We start from the raw sequence: 23,339 nt of genomic DNA, 5'->3' as shown, positions 1-23,339 counted from the left end.
ACGGTGAGGGAGGGGCGCGTCCGGACAGGGCAAGGTCCGGGCGCGCCCTCTGGCAGGTACATGACATCGCAACGATTGATCCCGGTAAACGCGTCCTTCGCGGGGCGCCGGTGGCCGCGCTTTACGACGTATCGCTTCGCGCGACGGCTGCTCGGCAGTCCGATCGGGCTGAGCGAGATCAGTCTGGTGGCGAGCTACGCGCCCTTCGTCTTCAAGCGGATCGCGGGGCGGGTGACACCCTACATGCTGTTCTCGCTCGACGGCGGGCGCAACGTCTTCGTCGATGAGCGCGGACGGTGGCGGGGGCCCTACGTGCCGGCAGCATTGCGCTCCTATCCCTTCGCGATGACGGAGGATCCGAAGGAGGACGACCTGCTCGTCGATGAGCAATCGGCGATCGCGCCGCCCGATGCGCGCGACGTGTCCGTCCCTTACTACGACGTGACCGGCGAGATGTCGGAGGAGACGCGCAAGGTCCGCCGGTTCCTGCTGGAGCGGAAGGCCGACATGCAGCGGACGCGCCGGGTGGTCGACATGATCGTCGACAGCGGGCTCCTGATCCCCTTCAAGTACGAGAAGCTGACCCGGTCCGACCGGTCGCAGATCTTCATCCTGAACCAGAAGCTGCTTGCCGTCAGCCCGCGGCGATACCTGCCGCACTTGCCGGCGGACACGACGCTGCAGGCGCTGGTCCATGCGCATGCGATCTCCCTGATCCAGATCGGGCGGCTTCAGGCGCTGCACGTGGCGCAACAGCGGCCCCCGGATCCGTCGACCACCGCGCTCGACGGGTTTCTCGAGGCGCTGCAGGAGGCGCAGTGGCGTGACTGAGCGGCTTCGTCAGATGGCGTTGCCGGTGGCGGTCGGCGTGCTCACGCTGCTTTCGGCCTGCGGTGGCGGGGGCGAGCGGTCCCTGCTGCCGCGGGAGGGCGTGCGGGTCGTCGAGGCACCGGTGCGCGAAGGCCGACCCATGCCCGCGGCGATCGCGGCGTCGGACTATTCGGACAGCGATTTTGCCCGAACCATCCGGCAGGCTACGCTCGATTTTCCGGCGGTGGATGGCCAGCGCGCCCGCTCGGCGGGTGTCGAGGCGCGGGGCCGGGCGCTGCGCTCCGGCTTCCGGCCGCAGCTCACGGGCGGGGTGACGGCGGGGACGTCGGTGCTCGGCGACAGCTCGGGCGAGGACACGCAGCTTTTCGTCACCGCGCGCCAGCTCGTCTTCGACGGGGCGGCGACCCGCAACCGGATCAGCCTCAACGAGGTGGAGGAGTTGCAGGTCGATGCGCAGACGGAGCTCCTGCTCTCCGCCCTCGCGCTGCGGGCGGTGCGGGCGACGCTCGATCTGTGGCTGCAATCGGAACTGCTGGAGCTCGCGCGGCGGGACGCGGCCGCGCATCAGTTGTTCGTGGCGCAGACCTCGGAACGGATGGAGCAGGGGGTCGCGACAACCAGCGATGTCATGGTCGCGCGCAGCCGCCTCGCCGATGCGCGGGTGCGGCTGGCGCAGGCCGAGACCGGGCGCGCCACGGCGGAGGCGTCCTATGCTTCCATCATCGGGCCGCCCCCGGCGGAGATCGCGCTGCCGCCCGAACCGCCCCTCCTGGAGACTGCCACGGCCCGGGCGCGGGTCGGCTCCGGCCGGCAGCTGGCGCTGGCGCGGCTGCGGATCACCGCGGCGCAGGCGGAGCTGGAGGTCGTCCGCGCCCAGCGGTTCCCGGCCGTCTTCGTCGAGCTGACGGGGCGGCGAGGCGATGTGCTGTCGAGCGACGGGGACGAGGACGTCTTCCTCGGCCTGTCGGTGGACCAGAACATCTTCACCGCCGGGCGCATCGGCGCGCTGGAGGCCGAGGCGGCGAGCGAGGTCGCGGCCGCGCGCAGCACGCTGGGCGAGACGCGGCGGGAGGTCACGCGCGCGCTCGACATCGCGCTGGCGAACCGCGATGCCTTTCCGACCCGCCTTGCCGCCGCGGTCAGTGCGACGGCGGCGAACGAGGCCGGGCTGGCCGCGGCGCAGGAGCTCTTTGCCATCGGCCAGCGTAGCTTCACCGACATTCTCGACGCGCAGCGCGACCTGACGCAGGCCGCGACGCGGGAGGCGACGCTGCGCGCCGACGGACAGGCCGCCGCCTTCGAGGTGCTGGACCTGACCGGCGATCTGCTCGACGTCATCGGGCTGGAAGGGCGCCTCGATCCCGTGACCGACGTGCTGGGTCCGCCGCCGGAGGATGCGGTATGAGCGACCGCGCCAACCTGTCGCCGCTGGAGGCCTGCCTGATCTTCGCGGCGCGCGAGCAGGGCCTCGCGGCCTCGCTCGCCCATCTGCGGTCGCACGAGATGGGGCTGAAGGCGGCCGCCGATCTCGACGACATCGCGCGCGCGGCGGAGGATCTGGGCTTCGTCACCGCCCTCGCGCAGTTGAAGGTCGCGCGGCTGACCGACGACATGCTGCCCGCGATCCTGCTGGGCGAGCATGGCGCCGCGGTGCTGGTGCTGGCGCGCCGCGGCAACCGGTTCACCGTCTTCGATCCCGCGCTGTCCGACCGCGACGCGGTGCATGTGAAGCGCGCGGCGCTGGCGGCGAGCCATGACGGGCGCGCGCTGTTCCTGCATCCGCGCGCCGATACGGACGGCAGTCCGCAGGCGCCCGCGAAGGGGCACTGGTTCTGGTCGACCCTGGCCGAGAGCCGCTGGGCCTACACGCAGGTCGTGCTGGCCGCCGCGATCTCCAGCGTCCTGGGGCTCGCCACCTCGATCTTCATCATGGTGGTCTACGACCGGGTGCTGCCGAACGAGGCGACGGAGTCGCTGGTGGCGCTGACCGTGGGCATCGGGGTCGCGCTCCTCTTCGATTTCCTCATCAAGTCGCTGCGCGCAAGCTTCATCGACCGGGCGGGGCAGCGCGCGGACCTCGTGATGGGGCGGAGGATCTTCGAGCGCATCCTTGGTGTGCAGATGAAGACGCCGAGGGGCTCCACCGGGGCGCTCGCCAGCACGATGCGGGAGTTCGAGACGCTGCGCGACTTCATCACCTCGGCCACGCTGGTGGGCGTGGTGGACCTGCCGTTCATCGCGCTCTTCATCCTCGTCATCAGCCTGATCGGCGGGCCGCTTGCCATCGTGCCCGCCATCGCCGTGCCACTGGTTCTGCTGGTCGGCATCGCGGTGCAGCCGATCCTCGCGCGGGTCGCCGATCGCAGCCATTCGGAGGGGCAGAACAAGCAGAGCGTGCTGGTCGAGACCCTCTCGGGCCTTGAGACCATCAAGACCGTGGGCGCCACCCGCGTGATGCGGCGGCGGTGGGAGGGGGCGCTGGCGCGCCAGTCCGACCATGCGCTGCGCTCCCGCGCCGTGTCGCAGTTCGCGCTGAACGCCACCGCCTTCACCCAGCAGGCCGCGCAGGTGATGATCGTTTTCTACGGCGTGTTCCTGATCCAGGCCGGTGCGGTCAGCATGGGCGCGCTCATCGCCTGCGTGATCCTGACGGGGCGCACCCTGGCACCGCTCGCCCAACTGGCGCAGACCATGACGCGGGCGAGCCAGGCGCGTGCCTCCTACCGGGCGATCAATGCTCTGATGCAGATGCCGGTGGAGGGCGATGCGGGGCGGAGCTGGCTGAGCCGTCCGCGCCTGTCGCCGTCCATCACGTTCCGCAACGTCTCCTTCACCTATCCGGGGCAGAAGGAGCCGTGCCTGAGCGATGTCAGCTTCGAGATCGCACCGGGGGAACGTGTCGCGATCCTAGGCCGCATCGGCTCGGGCAAGAGCACGGTGGGCCGCCTGATCGCCGGTCTCTACCCGCCGGGGCAGGGGCATGTGCTGGTGGACGGCACCGACATCTCCCACATCCATCCGGTCGACCTGCGCAACAACATCGGCACGGTCCTGCAGGATGTCTGGCTCTTCAGCGGCACGGTGCGGGAGAACATTGCCGTGGGGGCAGAGCGGCCGGGCGACGAGGAGATCGTGGAGGCGGCGAAGGCGGCCGGGATCCACGACTTCCTCGCCCGGCATCCCATGGGCTACGACCTTGAGGTCTCCGAACGCGGCGGGGCGCTGTCGGGCGGGCAGCGGCAGGCGATTGCGCTGGCCCGGGCCCTGATCGGGCGCAAGCCGCTCCTGCTGCTCGACGAGCCCACTAGCGCGATGGACGTTCAGTCGGAACGGGCGTTCGTGAAGCGGCTCGCGGGGCTGGAGCGGGATCGCACGCTGCTCCTCGTCACTCACCGTACTGCGCTGCTCGATGCCGTGGACCGGGTCATCGTGCTCGACGGCGGACGCGTGGCGCTCGACGGGCCGAAGGCGCTGCTGCACGGGACGGCGGCGAACGATCGGCCGCGGCCGAAGGTGGTGTCCAGTGACCGGTGACGACACCTTCCAGCGCCTGATGCGCGAGCGGCGCCGGGGGCAGGGGATCCGCGGCTCCCTCCTTCTGTTCGCGATCCTCGCCTTCCTCGTGCTCGCCGTCTTCTGGGCCTCGGTCACGGAGATCGACGACGTGACCCGTTCGGACGGGCGTATCGTGCCGAGCAGCCGCGTCTACGTGGTGCAGGCCCCCGATGACGGCGCGCTGCACGGCGTGCGGGTGCGCGAGGGCGAGCTCGTGGAGGCGGGCGACCTGATCGCGGAGATGGACCGCAGCCTCGCGCTGGGCCGGCTGGATACCGAGCGGCAGCGCGCCTTCGCGCTGGAGGCCCGCGTCACGCGGCTGCGGGCGGAGATCGACGGGATCGAGCCGCTCTTTGCCGACGCGCTGACCCGGCAGGCGCCGCGGATGGTGGCCTCCGAAGCGTCGCTCTTCCGCGCGCGGCGGCAGGAGCTGGAGACCGAGCGGCTGGTCCTGCGCAACCAGATCGAACAGCAGGGCGCCGCGATCGAGGAGGCGGAGGTGCTGCTGGTCTCCGCCCGTGACACGCATGGCCTGCTCGTCCAGCAGATCGCGATGGTCGAGCCGCTGGTGAACCGCAACCTGGAGCCCGAGACCTCGCTCCTGCAGCTTCGCATGGAGCTGGGCGAGCTCGACGGGCGGGCCTCGCAGGCGGCCTCGCAGCTCTCGCGCGAGCGGCTGCGCCTGGCGGAGCTAGAGACACGGCTCGACGCGCTCGACAGCCGGTTCGAGGCGGACGCGCTGGCCGAGCTGGCGGCGGCCACGGCGGAGCTTGCCGGGGTGCGGCCGCTCCTGCCCGCGCTGGAGGAGCGGCTCGACCGGCTGGAGATCCGCGCGCAGACCCGCGGCGTGGTCAACCGCGTCCATGTCGCGGCGGCCGGCGGCGTGGTGCGGGCGGGCCAAGAGCTGGTGGACGTGGTCCCGCTCGACGACACGCTGCTGATCGAGGCCTTCGTACGGCCCGCCGACATCGCCTTCCTCTATCCCGGGCAGTCGGTGAACGTGAAGGTGACGGCCTACGACTTCTCCCGTTACGGGGCGCTGCGGGGCGAGGTGCGTCGGATCGGGGCGAGCGCGGTGCCCCATCCCGAGCGTGACGAGAACGTCTTCGTCGTCGATGTCGCCGCCCGCTCGGAGCTCGTCGATGCCGAGGAGCGGCCGCTCGACATCATACCCGGAATGGTCGCGCAGGTTGAGTTCCTGTCCGGGCGCAAGACCGTGCTCGACTACATCATCCGTCCCGTTGTGCGCGTGAAGGATAGCGCGTTTCGGGACTAGCCCCGGGATGCGCGCCCTTGCATTCGCAATCAAACGGTTTGCATCGCGACGGCGGGAAAACTACAAGAGCGCGTCAGGATCATCCCACGCTGTTTCGTGGTCAGACACGAACAGGCAACTTCACCCTCGAGATATCGCGTTGACGAACAAACTCGGGCCACTGTTTCAACTGCGCATGCTGATTGAAAGCATGGAGCGTGATCTTGGACTCAACAACCTCACCCGACACGAACGCGATGTCCTCTACGTCATGCAGGAGTTGTGCGGGGAGGAGAATCGCTTCGTGCGCAGCGACGCGATTCGGCGGCACGATCTTCTCAAACCGATGACGCAGCCGACATTTTATCGCGCCCTTCGACAGCTTCTCGAGCGAGAATTGATCGAAATGCCGGAGGGGTCGAAGGCCGGTTCCTACCGCATTCGGCCGGGCGCAGAGTTCAATCTGTAGTTGTTGCGGCGTCCCGGCGGCCCGATCGCCCTTGGGCTGCGCCGGCCTCGCTCCACTCAGCCACCGATGGGCTTCTATCGAGTGGCCGCCGTCCGTTAGCCGGACGTGGCGCACCTCGTCATTGATCGAATTCAAGATATTCGAAAACTTTTATTTTCAACCTGAAGGTGTGTACTGTTAAATTGCTTTCGCGTCATTGTCCCACGTGAGACGGAGCGACAATAAAGGATGAGACGCAGGGGCATAGATGTTTTCCGAAGGTGCTATTATCTGGGCATAACGCTACGGGAGAGCGGTCTATGCGCTTGTTTTGACTCGGAAATTCCGAAGCCAAAAATTTTTAGTAAAATCAGCGCATTAATGGGTTGGGTAATGCGGAAGGGGGAGTCGGGAGTGATGTATGAAATTCTCACAGCAAGGACGTCTTGTCGTTTTGCTCTTTGGACTCGTTCTGATGATTGGCCTCTCAATATTCGCGACGTTATGTGACGAAACGCGTCTGCATATCCTCTGCAAATTCCAGGATCTGATCAGTCCCAGCGCCTTTGTCCTCCATACTCAGTACGGTTTTCTGGTTCTCGCGGCCTGGCTGTTCGGGTGGCGATCGGTGTTGATGCTTGCACCGGTCATCGTGCTCGTGTCGTTCGTGCTCGATCAACAACTTCTGCTGAAGATCGAGGTCGCGTTGTTGTACGTGGTACTTCTGATCAGTGCGCCGACAGTGTTCTCGCTGTTCCGGCTGGGCACGGACCATGCGATCCCCTTCGACCGGCTGAAGCTGCACTGGCGTTTCCTGCTCGCGGGCGGGGTCCTGTCGGCGGTGCTCTGCACGATGCTGAGCGCCATGGTGGGCGATCTGATGAGCCGGGACGGGGCGCAGGCCGCGACCATGCTGAGCGCCATGGCCGGGAAGATCATCGGCCTCTTCGCGGCACTTGCGCTGATCTGGCTGGTCTTCCGGACGATGGCGCTGCTGCGCCGGGTGATCTAGCGGTCGAGGCGCGCCGGCGCGCCTTCCTCCAGCGAGCGCGCTGCGGCGTCGGCGAGGCGTTGCGCCGCCACGCCATCCGCGATGCCGGGCGTGACCGGGCGGCCCGCCTCCAGCGCTTCCACGAAATGGGTGAGCTCGGCAAGGTAGGCGGCTTCGTAGCGCTCCAGAAAGAAGTCCATGGTGCGCGCCCCTCGGAACCCCGCGCCGTCGGCGCGCGTCACGAGGTGAGCGGACACGTTGGCGGCCTGCAGCATGCCCTCGGCCCCATGCACCTCGATCCGCTGGTCGTAGCCGTAGGTGGCGCGGCGGGAGTTGTTGATCTGGCAGAGCGCACCGGTGGCGGTGCGCAGGGTCACGGCGGCGGTGTCGATGTCGCCCGCCGCCCCGATCGCCGGGTCGACGAGGCACGAGCCGGTGGCGAAGACCTCCACCGGCTCGGCCCCCAGCAGGAAGCGCGCCATGTCGAAGTCGTGGATCGTCATGTCGCGAAACAGCCCGCCGGAGCTCTCGATATACGGGACCGGCGGCGGGGCGGGGTCGCGGGAGGTGATGACGACGAGCTCGACAGCGCCGATGGCGCCCGCGCGCAGTTCGGCCTCCATATGCGCGAAGTGCGGGTCGAAGCGGCGGTTGAAGGCGGTCATGAAGGGAACGCCTGCCGCCTCGACCGCGGCGCGGCAGGTGGCGGCGCGCTCGGCGCTGAGGTCGATGGGCTTCTCGCAGAAGATCGCCTTGCCCGCGGCGGCCGCGGCGTGGATCTGGTCGAAATGCAGGTTGGTGGGCGTGGCGATGATCACCGCGTCGATGTCGGACGCGGCGAGGATGGCGTCTGCGTCGCGGATCTCGGCGCCGGTCGGGGCGGCGAGCACCTCGGCCGCCGCCGGAACCGCGTCCGCCAGTGCCGTGAGGCGTGCACCGGGCAGCCGCATCAGCGAGCGGGCGTGGACCTGGCCGATACGGCCGCAGCCGAGCAATCCGATGGAAATCATGCGGGGCCTCCGTTGGGCGCGAGGGTGCGCAGCGCCGCGCGGGCCGCGGCCTCGATGGGGGCTTCGACGGCCGAGAGGATCTGGACCCGGTCGAAGCGGTCGGGATCCTCGGTGAGGGCGGCGCGCAACGCGCGGCCGAATTCCATGCGCAGCTCGGTCCCGACGTTGAACTTGCAGATCGCCGAGGTGCGGGCAAGGTGCGCCCGCTGCGCCCAGGGTACGCCGGAGCCGCCGTGGATGACGAGGGGCACATCCGTTACCGCCTCGATGGCGCGGATCCGATCCTCGTCGAGGCCGCCCTCGCGGTTCTGCTGCAGGTGCACGTTGCCGACGGAGATCGCCATGGCGTCGACCTGCGTCTCCCGCGCGAAGCGGGCGGCGTCGCCGGGATCGGTGCCGCGGCTCTCCTCACCCTCGGCATAGCCGACGAAGCCGATCTCCCCTTCGCAGGAGATCCCTGCGGCGTGGGCGAGCTCGGCGACGCGCGCCGTCTCCTCGATGTTCTGTGCAAGGGGGTGGCGCGAGCCGTCATACATCAGCGAGGTGAAGCCGCTGTCGAGTGCTTCGCGGCATTCCTCGAAGGTGTAGCCGTGGTCGAGATGGACGACAACGGGAACGGAGGCGGCCTCGGCAAGCTGGCGGAACATGGCGCCGAGGATTGGCAGCGGGGTGTGTTTCCGGCAGGACGGGCCGGCCTGGAGGATCACGGGCAGGCCCTCGGCTTCGGCGGCGCGGACATAGGCGCGCGCGTCCTCCCAGCCGAGGCAGACGAGACCGCCGACGGCATAGTGCTCCCGCAGGGCGGGTTGGAGGACGCCGGCGAGGGTTACGAGAGGCATGGCGGGGCGCAGTACAGAACGGCACAGGTGGGTGACCCTTGTTCCGGCGCTCCAACAATAGGACGACGGCCGCACCGCGGGGAGGCCGGGAACGGCCGCCCCGGGGGGGCGGTGCGGCCGTCGTCCGGGCCAGAGGCCCGAACGTGTTCATGGGGCGTGCGCTTGGCTCGCTCCGTAACAGAACTGGTGGGCGGTGTTGGACGGCGCAAAGAGCCCGGAGCGGCCGCACCGGGGGGGTGGTGCGGCCGCCGTCCGGGCGCGTGGCCCGGACCGGGGGGCAACTGGGCGGGTTCCGTCATCGGAACTTCGCCACCATGTCCTTGATGCCCGGAATGGTCTCGACCTGGTCCGCATGGCTGGGCTGAAAGTACTGCACGAGGCTGCGCTGGCTCAGCCCGCCGAGGATGGTGAAATAGTACATCTCGTAGCCCGGCAGCACCGCGCAGGGGTGGTAACCCTTGTCGATACAGATCGTGGAGCCGTCGACGATGTGGTAGGCGTCGCCCGGCGCCCCGTCCTCGCGCTGCAGCATCTGCAGGCCGGAGCCGTGGGCGGGGCGGAAGCGGAAGTTGTAGGTCTCGTCGTGGCGCGTCTCGTCGGGCAGGCGGTCGGTGTCGTGCTTGTGGCTGGGAAAGCCGGACCAGCCGCCCGCGCCCACCGTGTAGAGCTCCGAGACCAGCAGGCGGCCGACGCGGCCGTGCTGCTTCTGACCCAGGATGTGCTTGATCTTGCGGTGGGTCTTGGTGTCGTCGGAGCCGTACTGCACGAGGTCGATCTCGTCCGCGCGCACGGCGAAGGGCTCCAGCACCTCGTCGTATTTCGCGCCCGCGACGAAGATCTCGGCGGTGTCGGAGCGGCAGGTGAAGCGGGCCTCGGCGCCGGTGGGGACGTAGACGCCCTCGGGCTCCCCGTCCCACACGTCGACGCCGCGCCCGCCGAGGCCCTGCGCCTCGAAGCCGCCGACCTGCACGTCGATCAGGCCGGTGGCAGGCGCGATGCAGGTCTCGTAGCCCGGCACGGCATAGGCGAAGCTCTCCCCCTTCTTCAGTTTGACGATGTTGAAATAGTTGAGCGGCACCAGCGCGTTGCCAGCCTCGACGATCGGGGTGTTGGCGTTGTCGAAGGGGGGGATGTGCATGGCTCAGACCTCCGTCGGGCCGGGATGCTCGGCGAGGAAGGCGTCGAGCTGATCGGGCGTGGGCATGGCGGGGGCGCAGCCGGGTTTGGACACCACGATGGCCGCGCACGCCGACCCGTGCAGGATCGCGTCGCGCAGCGGTTGCCCCGCGGCGAGGCCGGAGAGGAGCCCCGCCATGAAGCTGTCGCCCGCGCCGTTGGGTTTGAGAGCGGTCACGGGGTAGATGCCGGTGCGGATCTCCTCTCCGTTCGCGAAGGTGATCGCGCCGCCTTCCCCCATCTTGTAGATGACCGTGCGCCCCTCGGCGGCGAGGGCGCGGGCCGTGTCGAGACCACGCTCGACGCTGCCGGCCATGAAGCCGAACTCCTCATCATTGCCGACGATCATGTCGCTGGCGGCCCCGGCGCGCGATAGGACCTCGGCCGCGACTTGCGGGGAGGGCCAGGAATAGGGGCGGTAGTCGATGTCGAAGATCACTGGCAGGCCGGCGGTGCGTGCTGCCTCCAACGCGTGAAAATGCGCACTGCGCGACGGCTCGGCGGCTAAGACGGTTCCGGTGGTGATGAGTGCGCCGTAGGGGGCGAGGTCCACCGCCTCCACGTCGGCTTCCGTCACCTCGAAGTCGGCGGCGCCGTTGCGGTAGATCACGTTCTGGAAGTCCTCGATCCGGCTCTCATAGACGGCGAGCGAGGTCCGCGCCTCGCCCCCCACGGCGCGCACATGGGCCGTGTCAACGCCGTAGTGCCGCAGACGGTTGAGGCAGAACCGCCCCACCGCGTCGTCGGAGACGGAGGTGACGAGCGCCGCCTCAGCGCCGAGCTTGCAAAGGCCCGCCGCGATATTGGCCGCCGAGCCGCCGAGATCGGCGTGGAAGGTGTAAGCCTCCTCGCTGCGGACGCCCGGCGGGTCGGCATACAGGTCCATCCCCGCCCGGCCGAAGACGACGAAGCGATTCCGCGCGATGCCGTCGATCAGCGCCGTCATGCGCGGCCCTCGGTGTTCCCGCCCTCGGCGACGTCCAGCACCTCCGGGTAGGGGTAGTTGAGGCCGAGGAGCTGGCACATGTCGTCGGATGCGGCGGCGACGAAATCGGCGGGCAGGGCAGCCGGCATGTCCTCCATCGGCTTCACCCATTTCGGCAGGTACTGGATCAGCACCGCGTTGCGGTCGTGATCCGACCGGTTCGGCATCGCGCAGTGCCACGCGGCACCAAAGAAGATCACCGCGTCGCCCGGATCGCCGGTCATCCGCGCGCAGCGCTCGAAGAAGCGGTCGTCCTCGGTGGGGTAGCGCAGCTCCTTCTGCGAGCCGGGGACATAGGCGGTCGCGCCGCTCTCCTCCGTGAATGGGTCGAGGATGACGGAGACCTGGGCGTTCATCGGGAAGCTCGCGTTCAGGCCCATCGGATGGGTCTGGGGTGTGTGGAAATCCCAGTAGGGGTAGTCGATATGCGGCTCCTGCCCCGGCCCGCCCGGCAGGATGCGGTTGGCGGCGATGGAGCCCATGATGAACTCCGACCCGAGGAAGCGGCGCAGGATCGCCATCAGCACCGAGTGCGCGGCCATGCGGGAGAAGACCTCGCCCTTCGCGAGCAGGTTCCAGACGCGGCGCTGGAGCGCGAGGGTTCCGTCGGCCTCCGCCGCGCCCTGGAAGTGGGTGACCTTAGCGGCATCCGCCTCGGAATGGCGCATGATGATGGCGCGCGCCTCCGCAACCTCGTCGGCGGTGAAGAGACCGGTGAGGCGCACGGCACCGCCCCCGGTCATCAGCTCCTCAACGACGATCTCGGGCGCGGCGGTGTCAGGGGTCAGGCTCAGCATCACACGCCCCTGCGCTGGCGGGTGCGGGTGGCCTCGATCTCGGCATGTTTCTCGCGGACGCTCTCGTGGTCGGAGACGTGGGGCGTTCCGACCTCCCACCAGGCGTGGCCCTGCGTGGTCCAGCCCTCGTAGGCATCCACGTTCATCACGATGACCGATGTGCGGTCGGCGGCCTTGGCCGCCTTGAACGCCTCGGCAAGCTCATCGGCATTCTCCGCGTAGGTGGCATGCGCGCCCATGGAGGCGGCGTGGGCCACGAAGTCGACCGGCAGCGCCTCGGGAATGGTCGGCGCGTCGCTCAGCAGGTTGTTGAAGCTCTCGTTCCCGGTGTTGTTCTGCAGCTTGTTGATGACCGCGAAGCCGCCATTGTCGAGCACCAGCACGATCAGCTTTTTCCGTGTGAGGACCGAGGAATAGATGTCGGAGTTCATCAGGAGATACGAGCCGTCGCCGACGAAGACGATGGTGTCGGCCTCGGGCTCTCCCTCGCTCTGCGCGATGCGCGCACCCCAGCCGCCCGCGATCTCGTAGCCCATGCAGGAAAAGCCGAACTCCACGTCCACGGTGCCGATATCGAGGGTGCGCCAGTTGGCCGTGACCTCCGCCGGCAGGCCGCCTGCCGCGGTCACCACGCGGTCGCGCGGATCGCAGAGCGCGTTCACCACGCCGATCGCCTGGGCGTAGGAGTTGGGGCGGTTGCCGGGGCGCACGTTCTCGGCCACGTAGGCGTTCCACTTCATGCGTTCGTCCTGCGCGAAGGTCGTCCAGCTCTCGGGCGCGCGGTAGTCGCCCATGGCCGCGGCCAAGTGCTCCAACCCCCGCTTCGCATCGCCGACGACGGGCAGGGACATGTGCTTGCCCGCATCGTGCCGCGCGGCGTTGAGCGAGATGAAGCGGGCGTCTCTGGCAAACGCGGTCCAGGAGCCGGTGGTGAAGTCCTGCAGCCGCGAGCCGACCGACAGCACCACGTCCGCCGCCTCGGCCACTGCGTTGGCGCTGTCGGACCCGGTGACGCCCACCGGGCCGATGTTGAGCGGGTGGTCGAAGCGGAGGTTGGCGCGGCCCGCGATGGTCTCCACCACCGGGATCTGGTGCGCCTCGGCAAAGGCGGTGAGCTCGGCCACCGCGCCCGAATACTGCACGCCGCCGCCCGCGATGATGATCGGGCGCTGGGCGGTCTTGAGGAGGGCCGCGGCCTCCGCGATCTCGTCCGCGTCGGGGGTGACGCGGCGGATGCGGTGGGTGCGTTCCGCGAAGAACTCAACCGGATAGTCGTAGGCCCAGCCCTGCACGTCCTGCGGCAGGGCGAGGAAGGCGGGCCCGCACTCCGCCGGGTCGAGCATCGTGGCGAGGGCTGCGGGCAGGGACTGGATGACCTGCGCGGGATGAGTGATCCGGTCCCAGTAGCGCGTCACCGCCTGAAAACCGTCATTGAGCCCCATCGCGGGGTTGCCGAAGTGCTCGAGTTGCTGGAGCACCGGGTCGGGCAGGCGGGTGAGGAACGTGTCGCCGCACAGCATCAGCATCGGCAGGCGGTTCGCATGTGCGAGGGCGGAGGCCGTCAGCAGGTTCGCCGTGCCCGGCCCGGCGGAAGCGGTGCAGAACATGAAGCGGCGACGCAGATGGTACTTCGCATAGGCCGCCGCGGCGAAGCCCATGCCCTGCTCGTTCTGGCCGCGGTAGAGCGGCAGCGTCTCGCGATGATCGTAGAGCGCTTCGCCAAGGCATGTAACGTTGCCGTGGCCGAAGATGCCGAAGCCGCCGCCGCAGACCCGCTGACGCACGCCCTCGATCTCGATGAACTGCGCGTCGAGATAGCGGATGATCGCCTGCGCGGTCGTCAGGCGCACGGTCGCATCGCTCATCGGCGGTCTCCTCCCCGGAGGTGTTTTGTCGGCCGCGGTCCGTTGGAGCTTGACCGCGTTCGGGATTCGAGGATAGCCGTATTGCAACCGGTTGCAACAGATTTCGAAGGGCCTCCATGGAAGAGATCGGGATCGGCCTCGTCGGCGGGGGCTACATGGGCAAGGCGCATGCGGTGGCCCTGTCGGCGGTGGGTGCGGTCTTCGACACGCGCCTGCGTCCGCGGCTGGAAATGGTGGCCGCCTCCTCCCCCGCATCGGCGGAGCGCTACCGCGCGGCCTTCGGTGTCGCCCGGGCTGCGCCCGACTGGCAGGCGCTGGTGGAGGATCCGCGGGTCGAGGCCGTGGTGATCGCCTCGCCCCAGTCCACCCACCGGGCGATTGCGGAGCGGGCCTTTGCCCTTGGCAAGCCGGTCTTCTGCGAGAAGCCGCTGGGCGCGTCGCTCGCGGATGCGGAGGCGATGGTGGCCGCGGCGGAGGCGAGCGGCGTCGTCCACATGACCGGCTTCAACTACATCCGCACCCCCGCCTCGCAATACGCCCGGCAGCTCGTGGCCGAGGGCGCGATCGGGGAGGTGACGTGGTTTCGCGGCGAGCATACCGAGGATTTCTACGCCGACCCTGACGCGCCCGCGACCTGGCGCACCACGGGGGAGGCGAACGGGACGATGGGCGACCTCGCCCCTCACATGATCAACGCCGCACTCGCGCTGATCGGCCCGGTGGCCTCGGTCATGGCGGAGATCGAGACGGTGCATGCGACCCGTGGCGGCGTCGCCGTCACCAACGATGATCAGGCGCAGATGATGTGCCGCTTTGCCGGCGGCGCGATGGGCCACCTGCATTTCAGCCGCGTCGCGATGGGGCGCAAGATGGGCTACGCCTACGATATCACGGGCACCCGCGGCGCCATCCGTTTCGATCAGGAGGATCAGAATGCGCTGTGGCTCTACCGCGCCGAGGGGCCGGAGGCGGAGCGCGGCTTTCGCAAGATCCTCACCGGCCCCGCGCATCCCGACTACCTGCCGTTCTGCCAGGGGCCGGGCCACGGCACGGGCTACCAGGACCAGATCATCATCGAAGCGCGCGACTTTCTGGAGGCGGTCGCCGAGGGACGACCGCACTGGCCCACCTTCCGCGACGGGCTCGCCGTCTGGCGGGTGGTCGAGGCCGCGCGCCGCTCACACGCAACGAAAAGCTGGCAGGACGTGCCGCAGGGAGGAGCTTCATGACCATCCGGATCGGCAATGCGCCCTGTTCGTGGGGCGTGGAGTTTGCGGGCGATCCGCGCAATCCCGACTGGCGCGACGTGCTGCGGGAGAATGCGGCGGCGGGCTACACGGGCATCGAGCTCGGCCCCGTCGGCTTCATGCCCGAGGATCCGCCGCAGGTCGCTGACGCGCTGGCCGAGCATGGGCTGGAGCTGATCGGCGGCGTCGTCTTCCGCGCCTTCCATGACCCCGCGCAGTGGGAGGATGTGTTGGATGGCGCGCGCCGGACCTGTGATGCGCTCAGGGCGCACGGGGCGCGGCACCTGGTCCTGATCGACTCGATCTCGCCCCGCCGCGCACCGACCGCCGGACGCTGGGACGCGGCCGAGAAGATGGAGCCGGGCGAATGGGGCGCCTTCCGCGACCGGATCGCCCACGTGGCGCGGATGGGGGCGGAGGAGTATGGCCTCACAGTGGGCATCCACGCTCATGCCGCGGGCTTCATCGACTTCGAGCCGGAGCTGGAGCGGCTGCTCGACGAGGTTGACGAGCGCATCCTGAAGATCTGCTTCGACACCGGCCATCACTCCTATGCGGGCTACGACCCGGTGGCGTTCATGGAGCGGCATGTGGGCCGCATCAGCTACATGCATTTCAAGGATATCGATCCGGCGGTGAAGGCGGACGTGATTGCCCGGGGCACCGGCTTCTACGACGCGTGCGGGCAGGGGATCTTCTGCAATCTGGGCGAGGGCGACGTCGATTTCCCGCGTGTCCGGCGGATCCTGCTCGATGCCGGGTTCGAGGGCTGGTGCACGGTCGAGCAGGATTGCGACCCGACGATCGCAGGCACCGATCCGCTGCGCGATGCGATGGCGAACCGGGCGTATCTCAACTCCATCGGCTTTGCGTGAGGGCGCCATGAGCAAACTGAACTGGGGCATGATCGGTGGTGGCGAGGGTAGCCAGATCGGCCCCGCACACCGGTTGGGCGCGCAGGCGGACGGGCGCTTCGTCATGGCGGCAGGGGCGCTGGACGCAGACCCCGCACGCGGGCGGGACTATGCGCAGCGCCTCGGCGTGGCCGCCGACCGCGCCTATGGCGACTGGCGGGAGATGCTGGCGGCGGAGCGGGACCGCCCGGACCGCATCGACCTCGTCACCGTGGCCACGCCCAACAACACGCATTTCGAGATCACCAAGGCGTTCCTCGAGGCGGGCTTCCATGTGCTGTGCGAGAAGCCGATGACCATGACCGTGGCGGAGGGGGAAGAGATCGTGCGCCTCGCCCGCGACACCGGGCGGATCTGCGCTGTGAACTACGGCTACTCCGCTTATCCGATGGTGCGGCAGATGAAGGCGATGGTCGCCGCCGGTGAGCTCGGCGCCATCCGCTGCGTCGTCGCGAACTTCAGCCATGGGCACCATGCGGCAGGCGATGATGCGGACAATCCGCGGGTGCGCTGGCGCTACGACCCGGCGCAGGCCGGGGTCTCGGGCCAGATGGCCGATTGCGGGATCCACGCGCTGCATCTGGCAAGCTTCATCCTCGGCGACGAGGTGCGCACGCTGTCGGCCGATTTCGCCTCTACCGTTCCGGGGCGGGTGCTGGAGGATGACGCGATGGTGAACTTCCGTACGGAAAGTGGGACCGTTGGGCGGCTCTGGACCTCGACCATCGCGCTGGGGCGCCAGCACGGGCTCGACATCCAGGTCTTCGGGGAGAAGGCGGGCCTGCGCTGGGCCTCCGAACAGCCGAACCAGGTCTATCTGCACCGCCTCGGCGGCCGGGTGGAGATCATGGAGAAGGGCGAGGCCGGGCTGACCGACGAGGCGCAGCGGCTGAGCCGGGTGCCCATCGCCCATCCCGAAGGCTTTCCGCTGGCCATCGCCAACATCTATCTCGACCTCGCAAACCGGATCGCGGGCGCGCCCGCGGGCCATCTGCCGAGTGCGGAGGACGGGCTGCGCTCGATGGCGGCGGTCCATGCGGCGGTGGCCTCGGCGAAGGCCGACGGCGCCTGGGTCGATGCCCGTCCGCCGATGTTCCGCTGAGGCGGTTCAGGGCAGCGGGCGAAGTGTCCCGCGCTCGATGATCTCGCAGGGAAAGAGCCGCGCCTCGGGATAGCGCCCGGGCTCGTCGAGCATCGCGACGACGAGCTCGATGGAGCTGTCGATGATCTGGCGTACCGGCTGGCGGATGGTGGTGAGGTTGATGTTCTCCCACCCCGCCATTTCCATATCGTTGAGGCCGATCAGTCCGATATCGCCAGGCACGCTGAGGCCCCGGCTCTGGATGGCGGAGAGGGCGCCGACGGACAGCACGTCGTCGCCGCAGAAATAGGCCTCCGCCGGTTTGTGCTGGAGCAGGCGCAGCATCTCGGCCCGGCCGGCGTCGAAGGAATAGGCGGTGGCAAAGCTCTCGCTTGCGTCAATACCGGCCTCCCGCGTGACCTCGAAGAAGCCGAGGCGCCGGTCGGCGGTCGACGTCGCCTCCCGCGGGCCGCCGAGAAAGGCGATGCGGCGGTAGTCGCGCGCGATCAGGGTGCGGGCAGCCATGCGCCCGCACTCGACGTTGTCGATGCCCACCACATGCACCCGCGGCGCGCTCGCGAACCGGCCGAAGGAGTGGACCACCGGCATCTGCGCGTCGCGGAACGCCTTGGAGAACTCGGGCGACAGGGTGGAGGAGGCGACAATCACCCCGTCCACCGAATACTGCCGCAGCAGCCGGAGCGAGTTTTCGGGATCGGTTTCATCGGTGAGGTTCACCAGCAGCGGACGCAGCCCCCGCTCCTGCAGGCTGCGGGTGAACAGGTCGAAGACCTCGAGGAACAGCGGGTTGCGGAAGTTGTTGGAAATCAGGCCGATGAGCTTCGTCCGGCCCGTCGTCATGGCCGAGGCGAGGGCGTTCGGGCTGTAGCCCAGCTCGCTCGCCGCCTTCTCCACCTTTCGGCGGGTCTTGACCGAGACGGAGGCCCCTTCGGTGAAGGTGCGCGACACGGCCGAGCGCGACACGCCCGCCCGTTCGGCCACCTCTTTCAACGTTACCGGCATCGCTTCTCCTCGTCCTTCGGGAGATACGTCAAATCCACGCGGAGGGGAACGTGAAATTTGCAACCGGTTGCATAATGAGGGGCGGTGTGGTTTCCTGAGTCTCACGAGGCGGGAAAACCGCCCGACATCGAGACACCCTTAGGATTGTCCGGGAGGAACACATGAAGACCGTCCTGAAGTCGCTGGCCCTCGGCACAGCGCTCGTCGCCGCGTCGTCCGCGGTGCATGCAGATGGCCATGGCGACCTGAACTACGTGCTGGTCAGCCACGCGCCCGACAGCGATAGCTGGTGGAACACGATCAAGAATGGCATCGCGCTTGCGGGCGAACAGATGGGCGTCGAGGTCGAGTACCGCAATCCGCCCACCGGCGACCTCGCCGACATGGCGCGGATCATCGAACAGGCCGCGGCCTCGGGTCCCGACGGGATCATCACGACGCTCAGCGATTTTGACGTGCTGCGCGGCCCGATCGAGGATGCGGTCGCCTCCGGCGTCGACGTGATCATCATGAACTCCGGCACGCCGGAGCAGGCCCGCGAGGTCGGCGCGCTGATGTATGTAGGCCAGCCCGAATATGATGCCGGGCTTGCCGCCGGGCAGCGCGCGGCGGGGGACGGCATCGCCTCGTTCCTCTGCGTGAACCACTACATCTCCTCCCCCTCCTCGACGGAGCGGTGCCAGGGCTTTGCCGACGGGCTGGGCGTGGAGCTGGGCAACCAGATGATCGACAGCGGGCAGGACCCGGCGGAGATCAAGAACCGCGTGCTCGCCTATCTCAACGCCAATCCGGAGACGGACGCGATCCTGACGCTGGGCCCGACCTCGGCCGATCCGACGCTGCTCGCCCTCGACGAGAACGGGATGGCCGGTGACATCTACTTCGGCACCTTCGATCTCGGCGAGAACATCGTGGAGGGGATCAAGGCGGGCACCATCCAGTGGGGCATCGATCAGCAGCCCTTCCTGCAGGCCTATCTGCCGGTGGTCGTGCTCGCGAACTACCACCGCTACGGCGTGCTGCCGGGCAACAACATCAACTCCGGTCCGGGCTTCGTGACCGTGGACGGGCTGACGCTCGTCGAGGAATACGCCGGCGAGTACCGCTGAGCGTTCCGGGGCCGGCGGCAGCGCCGGCCCCACAACAGGCCGTTTCCCGGAGCGATGCGATGAGTGAAACCGCGCAACCCACCCCCGCGACAGACGAGCGGATCAAGGAGATCTCGGGCCTGCGCCGGGCCCTGATCCGACCCGAACTCGGCGGGATCTGCGGAACCGTCCTCGTCTTCACCTTCTTCCTTCTGACCGCGCTCGACAGCGGGATGTTCAGCGCGCAGGGCGTGCTGAACTGGTCCACGGTCTCGGCGCAGTTCATGATCATCGCGGTGGGCGCGTGCCTGCTGATGATCGCGGGGGAGTTCGACCTCTCCGTCGGCTCCATGATCGGGTTCGCGGGCATGATGATCGCGATCTTCTCGGTCACGCTGGGCTGGCCCGTCTGGGGCGCGATCCTGATCACCTTCGCGCTCTGCGTTTCGATCGGGGCGCTGAACGGTTTCATCGTGATCCGGACGGGGCTGCCGAGCTTCATCGTGACGCTCGCCTTCCTCTTCATCCTGCGCGGCTTCACCATCTACCTGCCGCAGACCATCGAGCGGAAGACGATCATCGGCGGGATCTCGGAGGCGGCGGAGGGCGACTGGCTCGCCGCCCTCTTCGGCGGGAAGATCCTGGGCGGGCTGTTCCAGTGGCTGGGCGATGCGGGGCTGATCGCGGTCTTCGAACGCGGGAGCCGGGCGGGCCAACCGGTGGTCGACGGCATCCCGATGCTGATCGTCTGGGCGATCGCGCTGGTCATCGTGGGCCACGTCCTGCTGACGCGCACCCGCTTCGGCAACTGGATCTTCGCTGCCGGGGGCGATGCGGAGGCCGCGCGCAACTCCGGCGTGCCGGTCAACCGCGTGAAGATCCTGATGTTCATGTTCACCGCCTTCTGCGCCACCGTCTTTGCCACCTGCCAGGTGATGGAGTTCGGCTCGGCCGGCGCGGATCGCGGCCTCCTCAAGGAGTTCGAGGCCATCATCGCCGTGGTGATCGGCGGCGCGCTGCTGACGGGGGGCTACGGCTCGGTGATCGGCGCAGCGCTCGGTGCGCTGATCTTCGGCGTGGTCCAGCAGGGCCTGTTCTTCGCGGGCGTCGAAAGCTCGCTCTTCCGGGTGTTCCTCGGCGTCATCCTGCTGGGTGCCGTAATCCTCAACACCTATATCCGCCGCATGATCACGGGGGAGCGTTGAGATGAACACCCGCTCTACCCACGCCCCGATCATCGAGATGCGCAATATCGAGAAGCATTTCGGCGCCGTGATCGCGCTCGCCGGCGTCTCCCTCGACATCTATCCGGGGGAGTGTCACTGCCTGCTGGGCGACAACGGCGCGGGCAAGTCGACCTTCATCAAGACGATGTCGGGCGTGCACAAGCCGACGAAGGGCGAGATCATCTTCGAAGGCCGCCCGATGCACTTCGACACGCCGCGCCAGGCGATGGATGCAGGCATCGCGACCGTCCACCAGCACCTCGCCATGATCCCGCTGATGAGCGTCAGCCGGAACTTCTTCATGGGCAACGAGCCGGTGAAGCGGATCGCGGGCATTCCCTTCTTCGACCGGGCCGAGGCCGACCGCGTGACGATGGAGGAGATGCGCCGCATGGGCATCAACCTGCGCGGGCCCGATCAGGCGGTCGGCACCCTCTCGGGCGGGGAGCGGCAGACGGTCGCCATCTGTCGCGCGGTCTATTTCGGGGCGAAGGTACTGATCCTGGATGAGCCGACCTCGGCGCTCGGCGTGCGGCAGACCTCCAACGTGCTCGCCACCATCGACAAGGTGCGAAAGCAGGACGTGGCCGTCGTCTTCATCACCCACAACGTGCGCCACGCGCTGGCCGTGGGCGATCGCTTCACCGTGCTCAACCGCGGGCAGACGCTGGGCACGGCGCAGCGCGGTCAGATCACGCCGGACGAGCTGCAGGACATGATGGCAGGCGGGCAGGAGCTCGCGACCCTCGACGACGCGCTCGGCGGGACCGTATGAGCCTGCTGGTCAAGCCGAACGGCGTGTCGGGCAAGGTCCATGACGTGACGCCGGAAAGCGCGGGCTGGGGCTATGTCGGCTTCGGGCTCTACCGCCTCGGCGCGGGGGACCGCGCGGCGGAGGCGACGGGCGAGCGCGAGGTCATCCTTGTTGTCGTCGAGGGCCGGGCGGAGATCCATGTCGGCGGCGAGCGTTTCGGCGAGATGGGCGAGCGGATGTCGGTCTTCGAGAAGACGCCGCCCCACTGCCTCTACATCCCCGGCGGGCGGGACTGGTCGGCGGTGGCCACCACGGAGTGCACGCTGGCGGTCTGCTGCGCCCCCGCGCGAGGTGACCACCCTGTGCGGCGGCTGGGGCCCGAGGGCATAACGCTCACGCCTCGCGGCATCGGGCAGAACACCCGCCACATCAACAACATCGCGATGGAGGATCGGGACGTGGCGGGCAGCCTGCTCGTCACCGAGGTCTTCACCCCCGACGGCAACTGGTCCTCCTATCCCAGCCACCGGCATGACGAGGACGACTTCCCCCGCATGACCTACCTGGAGGAGACCTACTACCACCGCCTGAACCCCGCGCAGGGCTTCGGCGTGCAACGGGTCTACACCGAGGACGGTGCGCTGGACGAGACCATGGCGGTGAAGGACGGCGACGTGGTGCTGGTCCCGAGGGGCCACCATCCCTGCGCGGCGCCCTACGGCTACGAGATGTACTACCTCAACGTCATGGCGGGACCGCTGCGCAAGTGGCGCTTCCAGAACGACCCGGACCACGACTGGATCGCGCAGCGCGACGCGGTGGAGTGAAGACCGTCGAGCGAGCGACGCCGCCTCCAGCACCGATCGACTACCGCGAGACGCGGCACTTCCGGCTCTACCAGGACTTCACCGTCGACCCCGAAGCCTTCATCGCTGACGCGCTGCGCGACGAGGACGAGAGCCTGTTCTAGGCCGGGCGGGCGGCTGCGGATACAGGTCGTTTGGCCCCTTTCGCCACAGGCGCCGAGTACCGCATGCGGTAGCGCAAAGGCGGTGTCTCGATGTAGCGGAAGCTCAGGTAGGGGATCGGCAGGAACAGCAGGAAAGCGACCGCGGACCAGATCAGGACGGTCGAAAAACCGGTGAGCGGCGCGACGTGATCGTCGACCGCGCGGGCCATCGTGGACACGACGAAGAAGTGGAGGAGGTAGATCGAATAGGAGCACGCGCCGATCCGCGCGATGAAGGCCGAAGCGCCGCGGTTCGGCAGCCTGAAGGAGGTGTCGTACCAGCAGATCAGATAGGCGACCGCCGCGCCGACGAGAGTCGGGTAGAAGATCCACAGGGCGCTTGGGTTGGGGTAGTTTCCGTCGTTGTGAAATCCGCCTGTGGCGTCGAAATAGTGCATAAAAACAACGAGCAGGACGCCGACGATGGCCGCCCTCGCATGGTTTCCCGTCACGACCTTGCGCAGTTTGAACGCATAGATGCCCAGCACGAACTGGTCGATCCCGCCGAGGATCGTCCAGTACGCGACCGTCTGAACCTGCCCGGTCTCCAGCCAGAAAATGGATCGGATCGGGATCGACAGGCACAGCGCGAGGAGGATGAGATGCGTGTTCCGCGCCGACAACGCGAGGAGCAGCGGCAATATGATGTAGAAGTGCATCTCCACCGCGATCGACCAGCCACCATTCGGCCATGTGGGCAGGACGAAGCCTTTGAGCAGCGACAGGAGGTAGAGATCGATCCGGTCGCCCTTGAGCGAGAGCAGGATCCCCTGCAGCACGAAGACGATCAGCAGGAGCGGCAGCAGGCGAAGCACGCGGTTCCACAGGAACGGAAGATACCGAACACTCCGCCCTTCGAGCAGTTTCGCGAAGATGTATCCGCTGAGCGCCATGAAGATGGCGACGCCGACATGACCTTCCGCAAAGATCGACAGCGGGAACACGGCCACCTCTTCGTGCGCGATGCCGTTCACATGGGAAAAGTGCCACGTGAAGACGAGGAACGCGGCCAGCGCGCGAACGTGGTCGAGGCCGGGAAAGTACTCACCTTGGGTGGATCGCATCGAAGACTCTTGAACCTGCTCTCGTTCCGGCCCGCGCCACGCCTTGTCCTTGGTGCCATTTCGCGCAGTTCCGATGCCGTGTTGTGTAACCTCGGAACCCGCGACCTCGGCGGCGTTGGTCGGGTCCGTCATAGCACGAAATCCATGTGGCGCGTTTAAGGCTCCCGCGCGGCAGCACAGC

At 68.2% G+C, this 23,339-nt stretch carries 22 protein-coding genes; 14 read left to right on the top strand and 8 right to left on the bottom strand.

What is annotated here, in order from left to right; all coding sequences use genetic code 11:
• Positions 1–75: 75 nt before the first annotated feature.
• The 6 genes from I0K15_RS20640 to I0K15_RS20615 all read left to right on the top strand — a co-directional run bounded on the left by I0K15_RS20640 (position 76) and on the right by I0K15_RS20615 (position 7,101).
• Positions 76–831: a SapC family protein gene (locus I0K15_RS20640; protein WP_230374206.1), complete on the top strand. Its 756-nt coding sequence runs from the start codon at positions 76–78 to the stop codon at positions 829–831.
• Complete coding sequence (locus I0K15_RS20635; protein ID WP_196103354.1) at positions 824–2,236, top strand: TolC family protein; 1,413 nt, start codon at positions 824–826, stop codon at positions 2,234–2,236. Before I0K15_RS20640 ends, I0K15_RS20635 begins: the two co-directional genes overlap by 8 nt.
• A complete protein-coding gene (locus I0K15_RS20630) occupies positions 2,233–4,365 on the top strand; it encodes a type I secretion system permease/ATPase (RefSeq protein WP_196103353.1) in 2,133 nt (710 codons plus the stop codon). Before I0K15_RS20635 ends, I0K15_RS20630 begins: the two co-directional genes overlap by 4 nt.
• Entirely contained in the window at positions 4,355–5,662 is a 1,308-nt protein-coding gene (locus I0K15_RS20625; protein WP_230374205.1) for an HlyD family type I secretion periplasmic adaptor subunit, read from the top strand. Before I0K15_RS20630 ends, I0K15_RS20625 begins: the two co-directional genes overlap by 11 nt.
• Before the next feature lie 175 nt (positions 5,663–5,837).
• Positions 5,838–6,110 (top strand): Cdc6/Cdc18 family protein, encoded by a 273-nt coding sequence (locus tag I0K15_RS20620; RefSeq protein WP_196103352.1) that lies wholly within the window; start codon positions 5,838–5,840, stop codon positions 6,108–6,110.
• A 400-nt stretch (positions 6,111–6,510) separates the two neighbouring features.
• Positions 6,511–7,101, top strand: coding sequence for a hypothetical protein (locus I0K15_RS20615; RefSeq protein ID WP_196103351.1), 591 nt, complete (start codon positions 6,511–6,513; stop codon positions 7,099–7,101).
• On the opposite strand, the gene iolG is transcribed toward I0K15_RS20615, so the two are convergent.
• From iolG to iolD, 6 genes are all read right to left on the bottom strand, one after another.
• On the bottom strand, positions 7,098–8,090 hold the full coding sequence (iolG, locus tag I0K15_RS20610) for an inositol 2-dehydrogenase (RefSeq protein ID WP_196103350.1): 993 nt from the start codon (positions 8,088–8,090) through the stop codon (positions 7,098–7,100). The genes I0K15_RS20615 and iolG overlap by 4 nt on opposite strands.
• On the bottom strand, positions 8,087–8,929 hold the full coding sequence (locus I0K15_RS20605; protein WP_196103349.1) for a class II fructose-bisphosphate aldolase: 843 nt from the start codon (positions 8,927–8,929) through the stop codon (positions 8,087–8,089). Before I0K15_RS20605 ends, iolG begins: the two co-directional genes overlap by 4 nt.
• 295 nt (positions 8,930–9,224) lie before the next feature.
• Positions 9,225–10,067: a 5-deoxy-glucuronate isomerase gene (locus tag I0K15_RS20600; RefSeq protein ID WP_196103348.1), complete on the bottom strand. Its 843-nt coding sequence runs from the start codon at positions 10,065–10,067 to the stop codon at positions 9,225–9,227.
• 3 nt (positions 10,068–10,070) lie between these two features.
• Positions 10,071–11,051 (bottom strand): 5-dehydro-2-deoxygluconokinase, encoded by a 981-nt coding sequence (gene iolC, locus I0K15_RS20595; RefSeq protein ID WP_196103347.1) that lies wholly within the window; start codon positions 11,049–11,051, stop codon positions 10,071–10,073.
• Complete coding sequence (locus tag I0K15_RS20590; protein ID WP_196103346.1) at positions 11,048–11,887, bottom strand: phytanoyl-CoA dioxygenase family protein; 840 nt, start codon at positions 11,885–11,887, stop codon at positions 11,048–11,050. Before I0K15_RS20590 ends, iolC begins: the two co-directional genes overlap by 4 nt.
• Positions 11,887–13,752: a 3D-(3,5/4)-trihydroxycyclohexane-1,2-dione acylhydrolase (decyclizing) gene (iolD, locus tag I0K15_RS20585; RefSeq protein WP_196103345.1), complete on the bottom strand. Its 1,866-nt coding sequence runs from the start codon at positions 13,750–13,752 to the stop codon at positions 11,887–11,889. Before iolD ends, I0K15_RS20590 begins: the two co-directional genes overlap by 1 nt.
• A gap of 116 nt (positions 13,753–13,868) precedes the next feature.
• On the opposite strand from iolD, the gene I0K15_RS20580 reads away from it, so the two are divergent.
• The 3 genes from I0K15_RS20580 to I0K15_RS20570 are packed head-to-tail and all read left to right on the top strand — an operon-like array spanning position 13,869 to position 17,015.
• Positions 13,869–14,981 (top strand): Gfo/Idh/MocA family protein, encoded by a 1,113-nt coding sequence (locus I0K15_RS20580; RefSeq protein ID WP_196103344.1) that lies wholly within the window; start codon positions 13,869–13,871, stop codon positions 14,979–14,981.
• Positions 14,978–15,874 carry a sugar phosphate isomerase/epimerase family protein gene (locus I0K15_RS20575; RefSeq protein ID WP_196103343.1) on the top strand — a complete coding sequence of 299 codons (897 nt, stop codon included), beginning with the start codon at positions 14,978–14,980 and terminating at the stop codon, positions 15,872–15,874. Before I0K15_RS20580 ends, I0K15_RS20575 begins: the two co-directional genes overlap by 4 nt.
• 7 nt (positions 15,875–15,881) lie before the next feature.
• On the top strand, positions 15,882–17,015 hold the full coding sequence (locus tag I0K15_RS20570; RefSeq protein WP_196103342.1) for a Gfo/Idh/MocA family protein: 1,134 nt from the start codon (positions 15,882–15,884) through the stop codon (positions 17,013–17,015).
• A 6-nt stretch (positions 17,016–17,021) separates the two neighbouring features.
• Here the strand turns inward: I0K15_RS20570 and I0K15_RS20565 are convergent, their stop codons facing one another.
• Entirely contained in the window at positions 17,022–18,017 is a 996-nt protein-coding gene (locus I0K15_RS20565) for a LacI family DNA-binding transcriptional regulator (protein ID WP_196103341.1), read from the bottom strand.
• A 161-nt stretch (positions 18,018–18,178) separates the two neighbouring features.
• On the opposite strand from I0K15_RS20565, the gene I0K15_RS20560 reads away from it, so the two are divergent.
• From I0K15_RS20560 to I0K15_RS20540, 5 genes are read left to right on the top strand one after another with little or no spacing between them, the layout of a single operon-like run.
• Positions 18,179–19,126 (top strand): sugar ABC transporter substrate-binding protein, encoded by a 948-nt coding sequence (locus I0K15_RS20560; RefSeq protein WP_196103340.1) that lies wholly within the window; start codon positions 18,179–18,181, stop codon positions 19,124–19,126.
• 59 nt (positions 19,127–19,185) lie between these two features.
• Complete coding sequence (locus I0K15_RS20555; RefSeq protein ID WP_196103339.1) at positions 19,186–20,310, top strand: ABC transporter permease; 1,125 nt, start codon at positions 19,186–19,188, stop codon at positions 20,308–20,310.
• 1 nt (position 20,311) lies between these two features.
• Entirely contained in the window at positions 20,312–21,106 is a 795-nt protein-coding gene (locus I0K15_RS20550) for an ATP-binding cassette domain-containing protein (RefSeq protein WP_196103338.1), read from the top strand.
• A complete protein-coding gene (gene iolB, locus I0K15_RS20545) occupies positions 21,103–21,912 on the top strand; it encodes a 5-deoxy-glucuronate isomerase (protein ID WP_196103337.1) in 810 nt (269 codons plus the stop codon). The genes I0K15_RS20550 and iolB overlap by 4 nt, the downstream gene beginning before the upstream one ends.
• Complete coding sequence (locus I0K15_RS20540) at positions 21,909–22,055, top strand: hypothetical protein (protein WP_196103336.1); 147 nt, start codon at positions 21,909–21,911, stop codon at positions 22,053–22,055. The genes iolB and I0K15_RS20540 overlap by 4 nt, the downstream gene beginning before the upstream one ends.
• Here I0K15_RS20540 and I0K15_RS20535 read toward each other — a convergent pair.
• A complete protein-coding gene (locus I0K15_RS20535) occupies positions 22,052–23,158 on the bottom strand; it encodes an acyltransferase family protein (protein ID WP_196103335.1) in 1,107 nt (368 codons plus the stop codon). The two genes, I0K15_RS20540 and I0K15_RS20535, sit on opposite strands and share 4 nt — an antisense overlap.
• Between the last annotated feature and the right edge of the window lie 181 nt (positions 23,159–23,339).

Source organism: Pontivivens ytuae (genome assembly GCF_015679265.1).
Taxonomy (GTDB): domain Bacteria; phylum Pseudomonadota; class Alphaproteobacteria; order Rhodobacterales; family Rhodobacteraceae; genus Pontivivens; species Pontivivens ytuae.
This window is presented reverse-complemented; position numbering and strand designations above follow the sequence as displayed.